17 protein-coding genes are annotated in these 18476 nt (G+C 37.4%); 7 read left to right on the top strand and 10 right to left on the bottom strand.

The annotated features are described in order from the left end of the window. Positions 1 to 39 precede the first annotated feature (39 nt). Both ACTNEP_RS08280 and ACTNEP_RS08285 read right to left on the bottom strand, forming a co-directional pair. Positions 40 to 2112, bottom strand: coding sequence for a cation:proton antiporter domain-containing protein (locus tag ACTNEP_RS08280; RefSeq protein WP_441161371.1), 2073 nt, complete (start codon positions 2110 to 2112; stop codon positions 40 to 42). A gap of 260 nt (positions 2113 to 2372) precedes the next feature. After that, positions 2373 to 3083, bottom strand: a complete 711-nt coding sequence (locus ACTNEP_RS08285; protein WP_441161372.1) for an EcsC family protein — start codon at positions 3081 to 3083, stop codon at positions 2373 to 2375. Between the two features lie 122 nt (positions 3084 to 3205). Between ACTNEP_RS08285 and ACTNEP_RS08290 the strand changes: the two genes are divergently transcribed. Continuing rightward, positions 3206 to 3934 (top strand): MerR family transcriptional regulator, encoded by a 729-nt coding sequence (locus ACTNEP_RS08290; protein ID WP_441161374.1) that lies wholly within the window; start codon positions 3206 to 3208, stop codon positions 3932 to 3934. 124 nt (positions 3935 to 4058) lie between these two features. Beyond that, positions 4059 to 4772 (top strand): DUF421 domain-containing protein, encoded by a 714-nt coding sequence (locus tag ACTNEP_RS08295; protein ID WP_441161376.1) that lies wholly within the window; start codon positions 4059 to 4061, stop codon positions 4770 to 4772. Positions 4773 to 4913: 141 nt separating this feature from the next. On the opposite strand, the gene ACTNEP_RS08300 is transcribed toward ACTNEP_RS08295, so the two are convergent. Beyond that, positions 4914 to 6023 (bottom strand): GGDEF domain-containing protein, encoded by a 1110-nt coding sequence (locus ACTNEP_RS08300; RefSeq protein ID WP_441161377.1) that lies wholly within the window; start codon positions 6021 to 6023, stop codon positions 4914 to 4916. 210 nt (positions 6024 to 6233) lie between these two features. Here ACTNEP_RS08300 and ACTNEP_RS08305 point away from each other — a divergent pair, with 210 nt between their 5' ends. The 3 genes from ACTNEP_RS08305 to ACTNEP_RS08315 all read left to right on the top strand — a co-directional run bounded on the left by ACTNEP_RS08305 (position 6234) and on the right by ACTNEP_RS08315 (position 7772). Beyond that, positions 6234 to 6413: an H-type small acid-soluble spore protein gene (locus tag ACTNEP_RS08305; RefSeq protein WP_441161378.1), complete on the top strand. Its 180-nt coding sequence runs from the start codon at positions 6234 to 6236 to the stop codon at positions 6411 to 6413. Positions 6414 to 6432: 19 nt separating this feature from the next. Continuing rightward, positions 6433 to 7299 carry an SDR family oxidoreductase gene (locus ACTNEP_RS08310; protein ID WP_441161379.1) on the top strand — a complete coding sequence of 289 codons (867 nt, stop codon included), beginning with the start codon at positions 6433 to 6435 and terminating at the stop codon, positions 7297 to 7299. Between the two features lie 293 nt (positions 7300 to 7592). Continuing rightward, on the top strand, positions 7593 to 7772 hold the full coding sequence (locus ACTNEP_RS08315) for a hypothetical protein (protein WP_441161380.1): 180 nt from the start codon (positions 7593 to 7595) through the stop codon (positions 7770 to 7772). 112 nt (positions 7773 to 7884) lie between these two features. Here ACTNEP_RS08315 and ACTNEP_RS08320 read toward each other — a convergent pair whose 3' ends face one another. From ACTNEP_RS08320 to ACTNEP_RS08350, 7 genes are all read right to left on the bottom strand, one after another. Further along, positions 7885 to 8241: a MerR family transcriptional regulator gene (locus ACTNEP_RS08320; RefSeq protein WP_441161381.1), complete on the bottom strand. Its 357-nt coding sequence runs from the start codon at positions 8239 to 8241 to the stop codon at positions 7885 to 7887. 133 nt (positions 8242 to 8374) lie between these two features. Further along, the gene (locus ACTNEP_RS08325) at positions 8375 to 10414 is read right to left on the bottom strand and encodes a catalase (protein WP_441161382.1); all 2040 of its coding nucleotides are present in this window, start codon (positions 10412 to 10414) and stop codon (positions 8375 to 8377) included. 110 nt (positions 10415 to 10524) lie between these two features. Next, positions 10525 to 12204 (bottom strand): ABC1 kinase family protein, encoded by a 1680-nt coding sequence (locus ACTNEP_RS08330; RefSeq protein ID WP_441161383.1) that lies wholly within the window; start codon positions 12202 to 12204, stop codon positions 10525 to 10527. Positions 12205 to 12235: 31 nt separating this feature from the next. Then, positions 12236 to 12541 carry a phasin family protein gene (locus ACTNEP_RS08335; RefSeq protein ID WP_441161384.1) on the bottom strand — a complete coding sequence of 102 codons (306 nt, stop codon included), beginning with the start codon at positions 12539 to 12541 and terminating at the stop codon, positions 12236 to 12238. A 571-nt stretch (positions 12542 to 13112) separates the two neighbouring features. Further along, complete coding sequence (uraH, locus tag ACTNEP_RS08340; protein WP_441161385.1) at positions 13113 to 13466, bottom strand: hydroxyisourate hydrolase; 354 nt, start codon at positions 13464 to 13466, stop codon at positions 13113 to 13115. A 13-nt stretch (positions 13467 to 13479) separates the two neighbouring features. Further along, complete coding sequence (uraD, locus tag ACTNEP_RS08345; protein ID WP_441161387.1) at positions 13480 to 13974, bottom strand: 2-oxo-4-hydroxy-4-carboxy-5-ureidoimidazoline decarboxylase; 495 nt, start codon at positions 13972 to 13974, stop codon at positions 13480 to 13482. A gap of 127 nt (positions 13975 to 14101) precedes the next feature. Then, the gene (locus ACTNEP_RS08350; protein ID WP_441161389.1) at positions 14102 to 15721 is read right to left on the bottom strand and encodes a PucR family transcriptional regulator; all 1620 of its coding nucleotides are present in this window, start codon (positions 15719 to 15721) and stop codon (positions 14102 to 14104) included. 195 nt (positions 15722 to 15916) lie between these two features. Between ACTNEP_RS08350 and allC the strand changes: the two genes are divergently transcribed. Together allC and ACTNEP_RS08360 are read left to right on the top strand one after the other, a co-directional pair. Further along, positions 15917 to 17167, top strand: coding sequence for an allantoate deiminase (gene allC, locus ACTNEP_RS08355; protein ID WP_441161390.1), 1251 nt, complete (start codon positions 15917 to 15919; stop codon positions 17165 to 17167). A gap of 17 nt (positions 17168 to 17184) precedes the next feature. Further along, a complete protein-coding gene (locus ACTNEP_RS08360) occupies positions 17185 to 18450 on the top strand; it encodes a pyridoxal-phosphate-dependent aminotransferase family protein (protein WP_441161391.1) in 1266 nt (421 codons plus the stop codon). Positions 18451 to 18476: the final 26 nt, after the last annotated feature.

Consider the following 18476-nt stretch of genomic DNA (forward strand, 5'->3'; position numbering starts at 1 on the left):
CATATTACTGATATAATTCATTAAATACCAGATTTAGCCTTACTCTCTATCATAATCGACTGATCTAAGTACTTCCTTTGGAATGTCCAATCCTTTTGAGCCTCTCAGGTCGATCTCTTTTTCCTCCGTCGGATAATAAATAATAAAGCTATCCGGCACAATTTCTACCAAGTATTTTGGTGCTTCTTCTAGCTCAGGATGCCAACCAATTGTACCTTTTCTGGCACTTAATAGTACAACTAGATCATCTTTCTTCACATGTTTATTCACATAATTAACCCTTAATTCCTGCCAATCTTCTACTCTATAGAAATTGGTAGGTGGATTGGGACGAATTTTCTTAAAGTAATTCTCATAATGCTCCTGCATACCTTTAATAATAACAACGTGTAAATGAGCATTAAGACGACTCGTTAATATTTTGATTCGTTCTACAGCATCTTGAAAGCCTGGTTTATGATCAGCTCCAAAAGGCACAATGAAAACTAATCGCTTCGTCGTTTCTAAAGGATGCCCCAATTTGGTGACTAGTACTGCCTGATTGGTCTCATCAATTAACCTGTCTAACACCGAACCTAATTTAAAATGATGACTGCTTAAATTAGCATTCCAACCAATAACAACCGTATTAATACGCTCCTCGATAATAGCTCTCGAAATGCCATATATAATATCTTTATCCACCTTGGTCAAAATACGTACTGGAATTTCTGCTCCAGCAGCATACAATTGGGCATGCCCTAACATTCGTTCTGCTTGAGCTACCTGCTCCTTCGCCCCTTTAATATCCTGTTGTACAACACTTAATGGATAAATTGGCTGATCGTTTGTATTAGCGTGTTTAATCGAGTTAGCAAGATCAATCAATGCTTCCATTGTATTCGGATTTGCAATTGGAATCAGGATTCTCTCCGGTGTATTCGTATTTGCTTCCGGTATCTTCTCCTCTTTTAACGCTTGTCTTCTTGCATATTTCTCTACTAAATACGGTCCGGCAATACATGTAACTAAGATCATAATAATGACAGCATTTACTGTAATCTGATCAAGTAAGCCTACCTCATAACCAACTAATGTAGATGCGAGAGTAGCAGCAGCCTGAGGGATAGTTAAACCAATCATCAGCCTCTGTTCAGTTCGAGAATAATTATAAATCTTGCTTACAATAAGCGGCGGTACAGCTTTACCGATAATAACAGCAGCCAGGATTGCTGCTGTTACCACCCATGCTTGTGGATTACTAAACAGGACACTTAAATCCATTAACATGCCTACCGATAATAAGAAAAATGGAATAAAGAGGCCATTACCCAAAAATCGAATCCGATTCATTAATGTACCGTGTTCCAGTACATACCGATTTAAAGCAAGTCCTGCAAGGAAAGCACCGATAATTGGTTCTACACCAGCAACAATTGCTAAAAGACCTGCTACAAACAAGACAACCATCACAAATGTAAAGTTAGTAATCCCTTCTGTTCCATAGTTACGGAAAAACCACCGTGAAACAACCGGCACTACTTTAAGCATCAATATAACAAAGATAACTAAGGATATGAGTAATTGAAGCCAAAATTGAATCGTTAGCTGACCTGCTGTAACACCTGTAACGATTGCTAATATTAACAAGGCAAAAGTATCTGTCAGTAACGTACCACCTACAGCGGTTGTCAGGGCTTTATTTTTTGAAATACCTAATCGACTGGCGATTGGATATGCAAGTAACGTGTGTGAGCCAATAATGGAACCAATCAGAATAGCGGCGGTTACCGAATAACCTAACATTATACTGATAACAGTACCTAAAATAAGTGGCATACCAAAGCTCATGGAACCAAATATTAAGCTACGATTGCGGTATTTTTTAAAACCATCAATATCCAATTCTAAACCAGCAATAAATATAATAAACAACAAACCAACTGTACCGAGCAATTCAATGGTTTGATCTCTTGCTAAAAGGTTTAATCCATTAGGTCCAATAAGAACACCGGCCAATATTGGACCTATAATTCCTGGGATACGCATTTTTTCCATTATTAAAGGTGACAAAAAGAAAATCACCATCGCAATGGCAAATATGATCACAGGGTCTGTAATAGGAAAAGACATATATCGTTACCTCGCAAATTAGTATAATTTTTTAAAATATACCATAAGCAAAAAACACATGCACGTAAAAAAATTGTAAAACGCTTAATCTGTCATATAACGAATAAAATGAGACGATGATCAGTGAGGATATTACAGAAGGTTAACACCGTGATAAATAGGAGGAAAAACTTCTTTCAAAAAAGACGAAGCAGTTATGAACCAATCCGTCCCTCGAATTGGTTCCTTGTATAGAGTCAAAGTGGTAAAAAATACTATATTTACTGTTCGAATACACGCAGTCGGTAGCAGTTTTTGGCTGTTTGCCCAAGCTGATCGAGCAGATTGTAGTTGGCGTAAGCACCGACGATTGCTCCAAAACCGGGTACCATTTGCAGCAGTTTGATAAGATCAATATAATCACGGTATTCCTGTTGGAAGACACGCCAATCCATATCTGTCAATCGATCTTTCTCTTCTTCCCAATGCTTAATTAAATGATATACTTCCCTTCTTTTATCATCATTAGAAAAGGCAAGTTGAAAAACATGTAAAATAAATAATCTTTCTTCATATTTTGAAGTATCAAATCCATAAATAGTCGCAGCTTCAAACAAAAACTTCATTTTAATCGATAATAACAAGGGAAAATCAGCCATCCCTAAAAAAATACCGCCTGCTCCGGTACCTGCCCCTTCAATCGTAGCGGTCTTGCGATAAGTTTCCAATTTTTTCTGAAGTAATTGTTCCTTCTCCTCTAGCATTTCTCCGATATCTTGGTTCTTCTTTGTGGTAAAATCAGAGCCAACTAATGTTGTTTGCACCATATGCTTAATTGCTTCCGTCATAATTTGATGTGCCTTTTCCGGTATATAACTGTTTATCTTGTTTTGTGCTTTTTTCGATAATTGTTGGAACGTACTCTTTTTCTTTAAAATTTTTAATTCCCAATCCAGCATTTCCTGATATGCTTGTTGTTCATATTGATTCATATCCTATCTCCTCATTTCTATTCTTAGTCATTTTATACGAACATTTTACAGAAAAGGTTTCAAAAACACCTTGACCCTCACGTTACGTGATAGCTTAAACTTGATTCGAAAGGGTGAACTACATGAAAGTAAGAGAAGTAGCTAGATTAACTGGTGTTAGCGTACGTACGTTACATCATTATGATGAAATCGGGCTTTTGTCACCTAAAAAATCAGCGGAGAATGGTTACCGTATCTACACGGACGATGACCTGACAACCCTTCAGCAGATTTTATTCTTCCGAGCATTAGATTTTCCTTTAAAGAAAATAAAAGAAATAATGTCCAGTACTTATTATAACCGATTGGAAGCACTTGAGATGCAACAAAAAATGCTGCTTTCTAAACAAAGGAAAATAAGTATGATGCTCGAAACGATTGAAAAAACGATTCAAAATGAGAAAGGAGTTTACCACATGAGTCAAAAGGAGAAATTTCAAGGCTTTGACTTTAGTAACAACCCTTATGAAGAAGAAGCAAGAAAGCGATGGGGGGATACAAAAGTAGACGAAGCGAATCAAAAGGCAATGAACATGAATCAGGCACTGCAAGATCAAATGAATCTGATATACAAGGAATTAGCAGCCATACGTGATATGGATCCTGCTTCAGAGAAAGCACAACAAGCGATAAAAAAATGGTATGATTTTCTAAACGACCATTTCACTACCTATACCCCTGAAGCATTTCAAGGGTTAGGAAGGATGTATGTAGAAGATAGACGCTTTACCAAGAACATTGATCAGTTTGGAGAAGGCTTAGCCAAATTTATGAGTGAAGCAATGAATGAATTCGCCAATAAAAAAGCATAATATAAAAATGATCATTGGATAAAATTCCTTTGATCATTTTTATATAACAACTAACCTTCTTTCATGTATGCTTCGGGCAATCGAGGAAAACCTAACATAAAATCTTGCATATTGAGGTGTGCATATGTCCGAATTGCTGATTGTTGTCGGTAGAGTACTTACCATTCTTCCTTTGCTTCTGCTAGTTACTATCTTCATGGGAAAAAGAGCAATTGGAGAGCTACCTGTATTTGATTTCTTAGTGATTATTACTTTAGCTTCTGTCGTCGGGGCAGATATTGCAGATCCAAATATTAATCATTTTCCTACTATTATCGCAGTTATTATGATTGGCCTATTGCAAAAATGCGTATCCTATCTTAAAATCGCAAACAGAAGAGTAGGCAGATTAATAACCTTTGAGCCAACTATTGTCATCTATGATGGTACTATTCTTCAAAGTAATCTCAAGGATACTGGCTTCTCAATAGACAATATTTTACAAATGCTAAGGGATAAAGATGTTTTTGATATCAGTGAAGTGGAAATAGCTATTATTGAAGCAAATGGTACGTTAACCGTGTTAAAAAAGCCTGAAAAAAGAACTGTTACTCCAGAAGATTTAGAAATCAAACAACCTATCTCTAGCTTTTCCATCCCGGTGATTATGGAAGGTAGCGTATATACAAAAGCCTTGGAAGCCAGAAACCTAAGTGAAGAATGGCTGTTACAAGAGCTTAGAAAAAAGGGTATTACAAACCCGAAAGAAGTATTTTTTGCTTCCATCAACATGTTGAACGAAATTCACCTTTCCCTTTATGATGACCAATATATAATGACACCCCCGATTCAACATTAGCACTCCCAATGGAAAGAGGCTCACGTTGGGGTGTTTTATTATTGTAAATGAAAAAAGATAAACGGTGTATCAGATTCGATCCTTGTCTCCTTCGGTCACATTTATGGTTTAGGTAATACTATTGGCTACCTCCGTCAAGGTTCATATAACTAATTCAGGTTCTTCTTTTTCATACACTTGATTTTTACCATTGTGTTTTGCCTTATATAATAATTCATCCGCTCTTTGAAAGAAGCTCTCCTTCGATATATCCTCTGTTAATGCTTTTAAACCAATGCTAACTGTTATATTCTTATCTAATTCTTCATGATATTGATTTGCTATATACAACCGGAGATTATCGATGATATGATATGCTTCTTTAAGACTTTTATTAGTAAGAAGGATGGCAAACTCCTCTCCACCATAACGGGCAGCAATGTCATCTTCCGTCATCTGACTTGCTATTGCCCTTGCAACTCTTTTTAAAACTAAATCACCATTACTATGACCGTAAAGATCATTAATCATTTTAAAATTGTCGATATCGATTAATGCAAGTTGTAAAGGCATCCCCTGTGAAATGCTTTGCTCATACAAAAAATCCAAATATTCATGAAATGTTTTATGATTATATAGTTCTGTTAATGCATCCACTTTTGTTAATCGTTCCATAATAGCACTTTTAACGATTAGTTCTTTTTCTTTCTCTGCTGCTCGTTGCAGAATTTGAAATACCTCATTTCCTCTTTCCATAATAAGAAGATATACGATATAGCCTCCAAAAAGGATAAAATGATAGATAAAATATTCATAAAATGTGCTTGCTTCTCTAATGGATGGTAGTGCATATAACGAGGTTAATGCGATTACATTAATGATTAAACTAAAACGCAGTTTCTTTTTATCAAAGTATATTAAGATAACAGCCATCGCTAATAAAAAGAGAATTTCCACTCCAGGTATCTGGGGATGGAAAACAACGGTTACGACAGCTACCATCGTGCCACTAATAGATAATAGTTTGGAACTGTATATTTCTTTCTTATCAATGAAGTAATGTGTAATCAATAAAAGGACAGTTTGAATAGAGGAAGGAATTATTAATTTCTTTACAGTAAATTCACCGGTGTCATCAGGATAATAATAAATGGTTATGAACAAGCCCACTATTTGACCGAGAAAGGCAATTATCACCATTAACCAATAGATATAAAGGATTCTCTTTGTCCATAGCCTATTATTTAAGCTTGTCCGTCTAGTGCTCGCCATTCTTCACCCACCTTTTTCATCTCCCAGATATTTCTATTATACACAGTTTATTAGGACTATTCACCCATTATTTTCAAATAGTTTATTTTTTGAGGTTACAATGAAGTAACTTTTACAATTTCTTTTCAAATTCGCATGATATGTTTAGGTTACCATTCAAAAGGCTATCGGATAATAAAGGTGATGGAATCTTAAAGGAGGTATTATCAAATGAATATAATGAGAGCAAAAGAAATCAAAGACGATCCTGTGATGAAAGATGTTGTCTATAACGGTAAATATGTCTATATCGAAGAAGTAGACGACGAATCACAAAAAGCTTTAGTAACCTATACCAAGGATTCAGAAGGACACTTTGAAGTCGATGTTTCTGAACTAAAAGAAATATAAATAGAGATGGAGGTAAAACATGGAACTAACTAATATGCAAAAAGGATCAACACCGAGACAAAAACAAACAAAGCAGCCTGGTTTGGAATATAAAATGGATCCTCTTCCGCACCAACCTTTAGCTTATAGAGGATCTGGCAAATTAACAGGTAAAGCTGCCTTAATTACAGGTGGTGACAGTGGAATTGGCAGAGCAGTATCGATTACCTATGCAAAAGAAGGTGCGAATGTTGCTATTTCTTATTTAGATGAACATGAGGATGCACAAGAGACAAAAAAGCTAGTAGAACAAGAGGGTGTAGAGTGTATCCTTTTACCAGGTGACATCAAAGAACCCAAGCATTGTGAAAGATTAGTAGAAGAAACGGTACAAGCCTTCGGTCAGCTGAATATTTTGGTCAATAATGCAGCGATTCAATATGTGCAAGAAAATGTGGAAGACATTTCTAATGAACAATTTGAAGAAGTATTCAGAGTTAACTTCTTTTCTCAATTCTATTTAACAAAAGCAGCGGTTCGTCATATGAGCCAGGGGGATAGTATCATTAATACATCCTCTATTAATGCTTATAAAGGAAATGGGATACTAATGGATTACACTGCTACCAAAGGAGCTATTACAGCCTTTACAAGAAGTATTGCCCAAAGCCTTGCTAAAAAAGGAATAAGAGCTAACTCTGTTGCACCAGGACCTGTATGGACACCGCTTATTCCTGCTTCTTTCGATGAGGATCAAGTAGAGAACTTTGGACAAGACGGGTTAATGGGTAGACCTGGCCAGCCTTCCGAACATGCATGGCCATATGTAATACTTGCTTCCGATGAAGCGTCTTATATGACAGGTCAAGCCATTCATATTAATGGCGGTTCCTGGACGTCTTCCTAAAGAGTGAGCTGAAACACTGAAATTCGGTGTTTCAGTTTTTTTATTCTCTTATATTACAATTTCATTACAAAGGCCTAAATAGCTCTATTTTATGATTAAAACGCAAATTCGGTGGTATTTAATAATTAAGATATTCATATAGATTAATTTGTAAGATTGCTATAATCTTACAAACGGCGCTTATGGATAGTTTTTATGTTAAAAGTGGAGCTTAACAAGAAAAGCGTTTCACTGCCAGTAACAATACTACCTAAATAGTTATTGCTCCAAATAATTTTAAGGAGGAATTCTGTATGAGGTGTAAAAGTTGTAATGGTGCAGGGTTAATTCGTTGTTCAGCATGTTCAGGTGAAGGAATTGATTATGGTATCCACAAATGTGAACATTGTGCTGGTGAAGGGGAAATGGCTTGCTCAACGTGTGATGGAAGTGGAAAAATAAGCTTCTTCAAAAAAATTACATCAAAAGTATAGACACTAACAAATGGATAGCTAAAATAAACCTGGTAGTTAGAGTGGTACCCATCCTCCAAAGTGCTGATGGATGCCACTCTTTTATTTTGGGCTGAGATAAAATAACTCCACACTATTTATTGGCAATAGTTAAGGCAATTTGCCTCTCGAGTCTTCTCTCCAGCTCTCGCAATGCTTCGACCTGGTGCTTTACCATATTCAGTTTCTCTTTATATATCGAAAGCATTTCTTCACAATACTCGTATTCATCTGGCACTGCCACTTCTTCCCTAAATAACGTTTCTATCTCATCGGTCGTTAAACCGAGCTTCAGATATAGCTTGATTGCTTTGATTCGTGAAACGGCAGATTCTTCAAATTCTCGATAGTTGTTTTCCAGTCGGTATGCCCGGAGCAGTCCTTTCTTTTCATAATGTCGAATAGACCTACTGCTTACGTTAGTCAGTCGTGCTAATTCACTGATCTTCATCCGGCGCAGCATCCTTTCTAATCATTTACAAAAATTATACATTAAGTGAAACATTTTAGACAGTGAAACTACCGCAAAAAATCCAAGATAGGATTTTCTACCTTGGATTTTTTAATGGGTACATTTTCATTTTTCACACAACATCTCGATTCCAATGTCTATGTGCTGCTAAGGCATTGATAAACTCCTTCGTAAAGTCAGAGGAATGTTGACTTAATACAACTCCTGGGCTGTCTTTCATATCATCGACATTTAGAAGATCTTCTCCGAACTGGAGAGCTCCTATTGGCTTGAAGTGGGAATAGGCTTCATGGACAAATAAGATTGCTTTCTTATAGAAATCTTTGTTTTCTTCGTTACCTCCAACTGCTAAGACAGCATCAAATAATACGGAATCTGTTGTTAAAAAGTTATGATCTGCTTCGATTGTTTCGCCATTTTTCCCCTCTACAACGCCTAACCGATCACTAATAAACTCTATTTTAATCCCCTGTTTTCTCAGTTTATCAAGGGTTTCCTTCAGTTCCGTTTCTTCAAAACCATTCCCAACGATCACCGCTACTTTTCTTGTCATCACTGATTTAACGGTATTTTCCTGGCTAAGTGCTGGTGAAGATTTCTTTACATTAATCTCTTTTGGCTTAGGAGATTCAACACCTATCGCTTCAGCAACGTTCTGTGCCAATTCTGTGCTTACATTAGAAAACATCTCAACAACCTGTTTTCGTACAGATTCACTTTCTACTTTTCCCAATTCAAAGCTAAACGCATTCATGATATGCTGCTTTTCCACGTCACTCATACTATTCCAAAATAACGTAGCTTGTGAAAAATGATCCTTAAAGCTTTCACTTCGAGCTCGGATTTTATTGCCATCTATTTTTTCTTGGTAATGCTTATAGCCGCCTTCTGCTTCCGTTGAAGTCTCAGGAGTATTCTGAGCCAGTGAATTTTTATGGTAGCTTACTGGTCCCCGATTAATTGTTTGTCTTCCATAACCATCTCGTTGGTTATTATGGAATGGGCATACTGGACGGTTGATAGGCAATTCATGAAAATTTGGGCCTCCTAAACGAATTAGCTGTGTATCTGTATAAGAAAACAGGCGCCCCTGTAACAAGGGATCATTCGTAAAATCTATTCCTGGTACAACATGACCAGGATGAAATGCTGCTTGCTCTGTTTCAGCGAATACATTATCAACATTCTGATTCAATGTCATTTTACCAATGATTTTCACAGGTACGTCTTCTTCTGGCCACAACTTAGTTGGATCTAAAATATCAAAGTCAAAATTAAATTCATCTTCTTCCGGAATCAATTGCACCCCTAACTCATATTCAGGATAGTCACCATTTTCAATTGATTCCCAAAGGTCTCGCCGATGAAAATCAGGATCTTTACCATTTATTTTTTGTGCTTCATCCCATACTACTGAATGTGTCCCTAACACTGGTTTCCAGTGAAACTTAACAAAATGGGATTTTCCTTCCGCATTGACAAAACGGAACGTGTGAACACCGAAGCCCTCCATCATCCGAAAGCTTCTCGGAATCGCACGATCTGACATTTTCCACATGATCATATGAGCAGACTCCTGATTGTTCGCAACAAAATCCCAGAAAGTATCATGAGCAGAAGCTGCCTGAGGCATTTCATTATGTGGCTCAGGCTTCACTGCATGTACTAAATCTGGAAATTTCATGGCATCCTGAATGAAAAAGACAGGAATATTATTTCCTACCAGATCATAGTTTCCTTCTTCTGTATAAAATTTCGTAGCAAATCCACGGGCATCGCGTGCTAATTCCCCTGAGCCTTTACTCCCAGCCACAGTGGAAAACCTTACAAAAACGGGCGTCTTCTTCGACGGATCCTGTAAAAAATCTGCCTTCGTGAATTCCTTCATTGATTCATATACTTGAAATTCTCCATGAGCAGCGAAACCCCGTGCATGTACGATTCTTTCAGGTATTCGTTCATGGTCAAAATGCGTCATCTTTTCCCTAAAGTGAAAGTCTTCCATTAGGGTCGGGCCGCGCTCACCTGCTTTTAGTGAAAACTCATCTTCATGAATCTTTACACCTTGATTTGTCGTCATCTTCTTCCCACGGTCGTCTCTTGTAAATTGTTCTAACTGTTCTTTCTTTTTGTTAGGATGCTTCACTTTCATTCCTCCTTGTGAAATGATGAGAATTCATTTCACAAAACCTCTTCCCGCGAAAACAAAAGATAAAACGCTATTTTAATAAAAACGGTTATCAAGAAGATTTCACATTGCTATCAAAACCGACCAGAGCGAAATATTGAATAAATCAGCCACGCAAACATCGCCACAGCGATCACAAAGCCTATTTCAATTGCTGGTATGTTCCATAACATTGAGGTCTGTCTTCCTAAAGCTGAACCGATAATAAGACCAACCATAATGATGCTAAATGCTAATAGAACAATACTAAATGCTAATCGGTTAGAAACACGATCCAATTTGACGAAAAATGACTTTGCTTCGGGTACTGAAACCTGGATCGGCAGCTTGCGTTTTTTTATCATTGTCGTCAATTCTTGGACTATTTCCGGCATATCATGAAGTACCTCATGATATTCATTTATTTGATCAATGAGACTCTCTGCTATTTTTTTAGGATGATAACGCTCCTTCATCAATTCCCTTCCAAATGGTTCTGCGGCATTCATTATGCTTAATTTCGGATCAAGACGTTCTACTACTCCTTCTAATGTAAGTAATGTTTTCCCTATGATCGTTAAATCGGTAGGAATTTCAATACTATGCTTATTAGCAACCAAAAATAAATCGGTAATCGCTTCTCCTAAACTTATTTCACTTAAGGGAACACCATAATATTTGATCGTGAATTGATCAATGTCACCCTTTAATTCATGCAGATTAACCTGTTCAGGAACAACACCCATCTTTTTAATCGCTTGAACGATATCATCCGTATTTTGTTTAGCTAGTGCCATAATCAGTGAAGCGAGATGCTTTTTCATTTCAGGGGATAGGCGACCTGTCATCCCAAAATCCAGAAAGGCTATTCGACCTCCAGATAACACTACTATATTGCCACTGTGAGGATCCGCATGAAAGAAACCCTCCTTAAATATTTGCAAAAATACCGCCTGTACCATTCTATCTGCGAGCTTTTTAGGGTCATAACCATTCTCTTCTAATGCTTGAATATTATTAATCTTCCAACCATCTAAATATTCCATCACCAATACTTTATCCGTACTATATTCCCAATAGATTTTCGGTATAACTATATTGGCATCATCTCGGAATTGCTGCCTTATTAACTCAGCATTTCTTCCCTCACTAATAAAATCCAATTCATCTTTAATTGCTTTAGAAAATTCATCGATAATATTAGTTACCTGGTAATGAGCGCCCCATTTGGTACGATTCTCTGCTCTTTTTGCTAGTTCATAAAGAATTTCCAAATCGGTATGAATCGTCTTCTCAATATTTGGACGCTTCACTTTTACTGCTGCTTTCTCCCCTGATTGCAACACAGCAAGATGCACCTGGCCAATAGAAGCAACGCCGATTGGTTGTTCATTAAACTCTTTAAATAAATCGGTGATGGAGGCGCCTAATTCTCCCTCGATAAGCCTTTTTATTTCTGCAAATGGAACTGGAGATAAACGATCCTGGAGATTTTCTAATTCTTTTATAATGCCGTCCGGAATGAGATCTGGCCGTGTACTCGCAAGTTGGCCCATTTTAATGAAAGTAGGTCCCAATTCTTCTAAAAAGTTACGAATTCTTTCGCCGGTCGTTTTGCTTTGTTTTCGATCCACTCTTTTTACCAAAAACCTTCGTGGCAAGGAGAAAAGCTGATCAAGTCCTAATTCTTTCACTATATAACCGAACCCATTTCTTGAGAATGCGACGGCAATCTGGCGATATCGTCGAATGTGTCTCATTTGTTTACGAAACATCATAAACTCCCCTTTATATAATTGGAGTCGATTATTCCTGTTTATCCTGTAATTGATTCTCTACTAGTAGTAATCTTTGTTCTAAAACTCGTAGATCCTCTTTTGTTACAACATCCATTTCTTTCAACCATTCTTTCAATCTTTCTTGGAATTGCTGATCTATTTGTTGTTGACTTTCTTCTCCCTTTTTCTTTAATTCCTGTAACAAACTGTCTGATTCTTCACGAGTTAACTTACCCTTTGTCATTAATTCCTCCATTATCTTTTCCGCTTGTTCTTTACTAGAAGAAGCTAATCCAAGACCTAATATTAGCCCTTTTTTAAATGTATCCTTCATGAAGTATACCTCCTAATACTGTTTCTAGTTTTTTACCCGGTTACTGCGTCATAGAAACACAGAGGGCCTTATAAAAAACTGGCCAAAAACCCACCCAGTCCTTATCACTACATGTGCCACTACTTGGACATAAATAGACAGTATTACAACAGCTCCAGCTGCCCATGCTGATTTATGTTCAGGCCTTGCTTCTTGGGTCCTTATGAAAGTGCAAAGATATGGCATTGGCAATCACTAATGGTGATAAAGTCCTCCTTGTGTTAATTTTTGAAGCTTAAAGCGCATCGTTCAGCATCGTGATAAGACCAATCTATTATTTTGCTGATATTCATTGTAGAAAAGGGATAGCGGAGGCCGACCGTTTCGACTCCTAAGGGATTAGGCATGATCTGAAGATCCACTTTAGCAGGAGCGAACTCCTCCTGCTAAAGTTAGCTGAAGAGCATGCCCCTAGGAAAGCGAAACGGTCAGCCGCAGCGGTTGGCTTGCACTAACTATCCTTCAAAATGACAAACAGGAGAAGTATATATCCTAAAACAAAAGACTAAAGCACTTGTTTGCTTTAGTCTTCTTAACTTCCTCTATATACTTGGTAACCCCATGGAGAAATAAGTAATGGTACATGATAATGGGCACTTGGATTTGGTATGCCGAATCGTACAGGAACCATTTCAAGAAAGGAAGGCTCTTGTTGTTCTACACCCTGCTCACGAAAATACTCGCCAATATGAAAAAGAAATTCATATTCACCTGCTGTTAACTCCTCACTGGTGAGTATTGCTTCATTGACTCTCCCATCTTGATTGGTCACCACTGATTTCAAATGTTCCTTCCTTTCATTAACGATTCGATATAGATCGATGTTAATATTACCGCCCGGTTTACCATGTGTTAAATCTAAAACATGTGTGGTCAACCCTGTCATCACTATACTCTCCCTACATTATTATTTTTTCCTCCAAACGAAGCCGTGCAATTTGGTAGATTTCCGTCAGTGCCTGTTCAAATTCAGTGGACGGATCTTCTAAGATACGATCACGCATATAATCAAATATTTCTTCTTTTGTTCTTCCTTTGACCGCTATAATAAAAGGAAATGCGAATTTTTTACTATACTGATAATTAAGTGTTTGAAACTTATGGTATTCTTCTTCATTTAAAGTTTGCAGACCTGCTCCTTGTTGTTCTTTGATTGAATCCTCACTCATTTTCAAACGCTCTCCTAAGTTAGGATGTGAACGAATTAATTCCAATTTTTCTTCTCTAGTTGAATCACGTACAATTTCAACCATTCGTTGATGCAAATCGTGGATCGAAGTATATGGTCTGTCCTCTACTGCTTTCTTAGCTATCCAAGGGGATTGTTCGAAAATCGATCCTAAAATCTCCACAAATGCTTCCTTACTAACGTCATTCAATTCTTCTAATTTCATTACATGTCCCCTTCCTACATTCAATATGTTTATTGTAAAGTGAAATCTTGAACATGTCATGATGCAAGATAGACAAAATAATTCATTGATTTTAGCAGTTTTTGATAATCGAGCAATAAGAGAAGAATTAAAGACCTAACACTTTTTTGATTCGAAGCGCAAGTCTTATTTGCATGGTCACTTCCGGATCATTCAGACTCCAGCCCATAATTTCTTCGCATTTTTCTAAACGGTAGACGACTGTATTTCGATGTACAAACAGCCGTTTAGCAGTCTCTGAAATCTGACAATGGCTTTCTAAATAAACAAATATCGTATGAAGCAGTGTATCATCTTCCCCTTCTTGTATAGCGAGTAATGGCTCTAATATATTTTGATAATACTCCATTAAGTCATCCACTGGAATAATGCGTAGTAGCTCAAAAATATCTTTTGTTTTATAGTTTTGAATAAATCCTACTTTACCAGCCATCCGACCAGACTCTAAAGCGTCCATTGCTTCTTTAAAACTGTTTCTAACATGAAGGAAATTTCGAGCAAGGTTTCCTATCCCAAATGACAACACCCGGTCAAATCGTGATTGAACTTTTTCTTGAATTATTTCTAAAGCCGAAAGGATAGAGGTGTGAACTTCATCATCATAATGGACTTTCTCAAATAAGAATATACAAGTATCACCTCTCGTAAATAAATGGGTTGATAAAGAAAAGCTGACTAATTCATCTTCCATATATTCATAAATTTCATCTATTTCCCGCTGACTCTGTGTATAGCTACCGACCAATTTATTTTTCTGCTCCACTTTACCAGTGGCACAAATGTAATTTTTATGATTGTCAATGGAAAACTCTTTTGCCCGATTTATCACTTCCTCATCAGAGGTAAATAATCCCTCCGTAAAATTATAGAAAAACTCATTTTTTACTCTTCTGGAATACTGTGTTAATGCATTCTCTTTAACCAATTCAAAGGAAATAACATTTGTAGCCTGTTCAATCGTTAATGTTGCCGCATGGTCACTTGGTATAATTTCCCCAAGAATCAGAAGATATCCAGCTTTTTTGGTATGAGTATAAACGGAAAAAACAGAATACGTCTGTCGATCCTGAATAGTAGAGAAGCTAAAAAAACTCGTATCTGGAAAATACGACACAATATCTCTTACATAGAGGTTTTCTACAATCGTCGCAGCTTGCCTGTTATATATAGAAGAAGCTACAGGTTTTGAGTATTGGTCTAATAGAATAACAGGATGCTGAACCATTTGGGATAAATTTTTCAGTAAACTTTCCATCCCTTTACCACTCATCATGTGATCGGAAAATTTCCGATGGATATCAATAGCTGATATTAGTTCACTTGTCCTTTTATCCAAAATTTTACTCAAGGTTTGATTGACGATATCGCCAAGAGAGCTGTGAACAGGAATTTCTATGATTGGAAAAGAAAAAGATTTGGCTAGTTGGAGCACTTGTTGAGGAATTTCCGATAAAAATCTTTTTGTCTTAATCCCTAATGCAGCACAACCCTGTTCATGCATTTCCTTTACTAATTGACCTAATAATTCAGGTTGATCCTTCATATGATAAGCAGTTGTCACGAGTAGCTCATTTGGTTTCAGAAACTTTGCAATATCTGGGGCATCCATCATGTTAACATACTGCACTTCACGATCCAATCCTTCATCTCCGGCAATTATTTTACATCCTTCTAAGGACGGAACATTTATTAACTCAGATACTCTCATGTAAAGACCTTCCCTTCTAATTTTGACTGATTATATTTGTTAAGTTTGGAATCATTATTACAAATATTTAGTGGATTTGCACAACAGATGTCAGCAAATATGACAATATTGCTAATGAACACTTGGAATTCAGTTGGTAAACTTAGGTATAACTTAAACAAGAAAAAGTTACGTAGGGATTGAGGTGTAGGGAGATTGATTACTAAAACAAAATCGGAGCCATTTCAAATACAAGATGTTGAAGCATTAGTAAACTGGTTAGCTTCATTTGGTCAATCCGACACTGGAGGAATTACTCGTTTACTATATTCAAATGCCTGGTTAGAAGCACAATTGGCATTAAAAGAAATGATGAATGCACACGGGTTCACCGCTTATTTTGATAGTGTTGGTAATTTATTTGGCAGATTAGAAGGAACGAAACATAAAGATCGAACCATACTTACTGGTTCTCATATCGATACGGTAATCGACGGAGGGAAGTATGACGGTGTATTTGGTATTATTGCCAGTTTTTTAGCAACAAAGATCTTGTATCAACTATATGGTCGACCCAAAAAAACAATAGAGGTAGTATCTTTATGTGAAGAGGAAGGCAGTCGTTTCCCGCTTACTTTTTGGGGGTCAGGTAATATAACTGGCAAATACACACTTGAGGATGCTGCTGGGATAAAAGATTCAGATGGAATTCGTTTAACAGAGGCCATGAAAAAAACAGGCTTTGATCCTGCTAAGTATCGTTCCCCATATAGAAAGGATATTAACGCTTTTATTGAAATGCATGTGGAGCAAGGTGTGGTATTGGATTACAGTAATACATCGATAGGGATCGTTGACTATATTGTTGGTCAGAGGAGATTCACTGTACGAGTTACAGGAGAAAGTAATCATGCAGGAACAACACCAATGCCTTATCGTAAAGACGCATTAAGTCTGTCATCACAATTCATTCATTATCTTACAGAGAAAGCGAAACGTCTTGATAAAGATCTCGTTGTAACAGTAGGAAAATTAAATGTCCAACCAAACGTGCCAAATGTTATTGCTGGCCAGGTTGATTTCACACTGGACATACGTCACTTTGACGACGAATTGTTAGATCATTATTGGGAAGATATCAGCCAATACTTTTCCACTGTTTCAGAGGAGCTGGGTATGTCTGTTGACATCCATCCATGGATGCATGTAAAACCAGTAGCAATGGATCCTAAACTAACACTACTATCCAAAAAAACAGCAATCAATAAGCATATTTCCTTTCGTTCACTTGTAAGTGGAGCAGGCCATGATGCGCAAGTATTTGGTAACCATTGTCCAACTGCTCTACTTTTTGTGCCAAGTGAGAAAGGAATCAGCCATTCACCCAAGGAATATACCAAAAAAGAAGATTTAGAGAATGGCGTCAGCGTATTAGTAGATTACTTATATGAATTAGCCTATACCTAAGAAAGGATGATAGTACGATGCAATATACCGATTTAAACACACCAATGCGGACCATTATGACTCCGGGTCCTGTTGAAGTAGATCCAAGAGTATTACGTGCCATGAGTAATCCGATTGTTGGGCAATTCGATCCAGCCTTTACTCATATTATGAATGAAGTGATGGAAATGCTGCGTGATATTTTCCAAACAAACAATAAATGGGCTTTCCCTGTTGATGGAACTTCAAGATCTGGAATTGAAGCATTATTGTGCAGTGTGATTGAAAAAGGTGACAAGGTATTAGTCCCGATTTTCGGAAGATTCGGCTACTTACTTACAGAAATCTGTGAACGGTATGGGGCAGATGTGCACACGATCGAATGTCACTGGGGAGAGGTATTTCATCAACAGGAAATTATCGATGAAATAAATAAAGTAAAACCGAAAGTCGTCGCAGTTGTGCATGGCGAAACCTCAACGGGCTGCATGCAACCTCTCGACAAAATTGGTCCAGCAGCAAGAGATGCCGATGCCCTGTTGATTGTAGATGCGGTTGCTTCAATCGGAGGGGTAAATATCAAGGTGGATGAATGGATGATTGATGCGGTCATCGGCGGGACACAAAAATGTTTATCGATACCAGCCGGAATGGCACCAATTACCTATAACCACAGAGTGGAAGAAATTATTCAGCAAAGGAAAAAAGTAGAGCTAGGGATTTCTACCAAGGAAGATAAAGAACAGGAGCTAGCCAGAAGTCATTCTTTTATTAAAAGCAACTACTTTGATATCAGTATGCTACAGGATTATTGGAGTCCACGTCGCTTAAACCACCACACCGAAGCAACCTCGATGTTATACGCCCTACGTGAAGGGTTAAGAATTATCCTTGAAGAAGGATTAGAGCAACGATTTAACCGGCACCTTTTTCATGAACAGGCATTAATAGCTGGTATTGAAGCAATGGGGCTTCAACTATATGGAGATCGCTCAGCCAAACTGCCAACTGTTACGTGTATTGAAGTACCTGCAGGGATTGAGCCTGAATCGGTAAGGACGATGCTATTAGAGCAATTCGGAATAGAGATAGCCAAATCATTTGGGCCATTGGAAGGAAAAATATGGCGTATTGGTACGATGGGCTATAGTTGTCGTAAAGAAAATATATTATTTGTACTCGGAGCATTAGAAGCGGTTCTCCTGCATCACCATGCAAATATCCAAGTTGGGAAAGCAACAACTGCCGCACTAGAATTTTACACAAAAAATACACAGAGCATCCAAAAAGCAAGAGTCAACTGAACACTGGATGTAAATCGATGTTGAGA

Origin of the sequence: Gracilibacillus sp. HCP3S3_G5_2, from assembly GCF_052063305.1 — a bacterium.
Classification (GTDB): Bacteria; Bacillota; Bacilli; order Bacillales; family Amphibacillaceae; genus Gracilibacillus.

Excerpts from the sequence above, each read along its gene's own strand:
- ACTNEP_RS08280 (WP_441161371.1), bottom strand. The coding sequence starts at position 2,112 with ATGTCTTTTCCTATTACAGACCCTGTGATCATATTTGCCATTGCGATG.
- ACTNEP_RS08285 (WP_441161372.1), bottom strand. The coding sequence starts at position 3,083 with ATGAATCAATATGAACAACAAGCATATCAGGAAATGCTGGATTGGGAA.
- ACTNEP_RS08290 (WP_441161374.1), top strand. The coding sequence starts at position 3,206 with ATGAAAGTAAGAGAAGTAGCTAGATTAACTGGTGTTAGCGTACGTACG.
- ACTNEP_RS08295 (WP_441161376.1), top strand. The coding sequence starts at position 4,059 with ATGTCCGAATTGCTGATTGTTGTCGGTAGAGTACTTACCATTCTTCCT.
- ACTNEP_RS08300 (WP_441161377.1), bottom strand. The coding sequence starts at position 6,023 with ATGGCGAGCACTAGACGGACAAGCTTAAATAATAGGCTATGGACAAAG.
- ACTNEP_RS08305 (WP_441161378.1), top strand. The coding sequence starts at position 6,234 with ATGAATATAATGAGAGCAAAAGAAATCAAAGACGATCCTGTGATGAAA.
- ACTNEP_RS08310 (WP_441161379.1), top strand. The coding sequence starts at position 6,433 with ATGGAACTAACTAATATGCAAAAAGGATCAACACCGAGACAAAAACAA.
- ACTNEP_RS08315 (WP_441161380.1), top strand. The coding sequence starts at position 7,593 with ATGAGGTGTAAAAGTTGTAATGGTGCAGGGTTAATTCGTTGTTCAGCA.
- ACTNEP_RS08320 (WP_441161381.1), bottom strand. The coding sequence starts at position 8,241 with ATGAAGATCAGTGAATTAGCACGACTGACTAACGTAAGCAGTAGGTCT.
- ACTNEP_RS08325 (WP_441161382.1), bottom strand. The coding sequence starts at position 10,414 with ATGAAAGTGAAGCATCCTAACAAAAAGAAAGAACAGTTAGAACAATTT.
- ACTNEP_RS08330 (WP_441161383.1), bottom strand. The coding sequence starts at position 12,204 with ATGTTTCGTAAACAAATGAGACACATTCGACGATATCGCCAGATTGCC.
- ACTNEP_RS08335 (WP_441161384.1), bottom strand. The coding sequence starts at position 12,541 with ATGAAGGATACATTTAAAAAAGGGCTAATATTAGGTCTTGGATTAGCT.
- uraH (WP_441161385.1), bottom strand. The coding sequence starts at position 13,466 with ATGACAGGGTTGACCACACATGTTTTAGATTTAACACATGGTAAACCG.
- uraD (WP_441161387.1), bottom strand. The coding sequence starts at position 13,974 with ATGAAATTAGAAGAATTGAATGACGTTAGTAAGGAAGCATTTGTGGAG.
- ACTNEP_RS08350 (WP_441161389.1), bottom strand. The coding sequence starts at position 15,721 with ATGAGAGTATCTGAGTTAATAAATGTTCCGTCCTTAGAAGGATGTAAA.
- ACTNEP_RS08360 (WP_441161391.1), top strand. The coding sequence starts at position 17,185 with ATGCAATATACCGATTTAAACACACCAATGCGGACCATTATGACTCCG.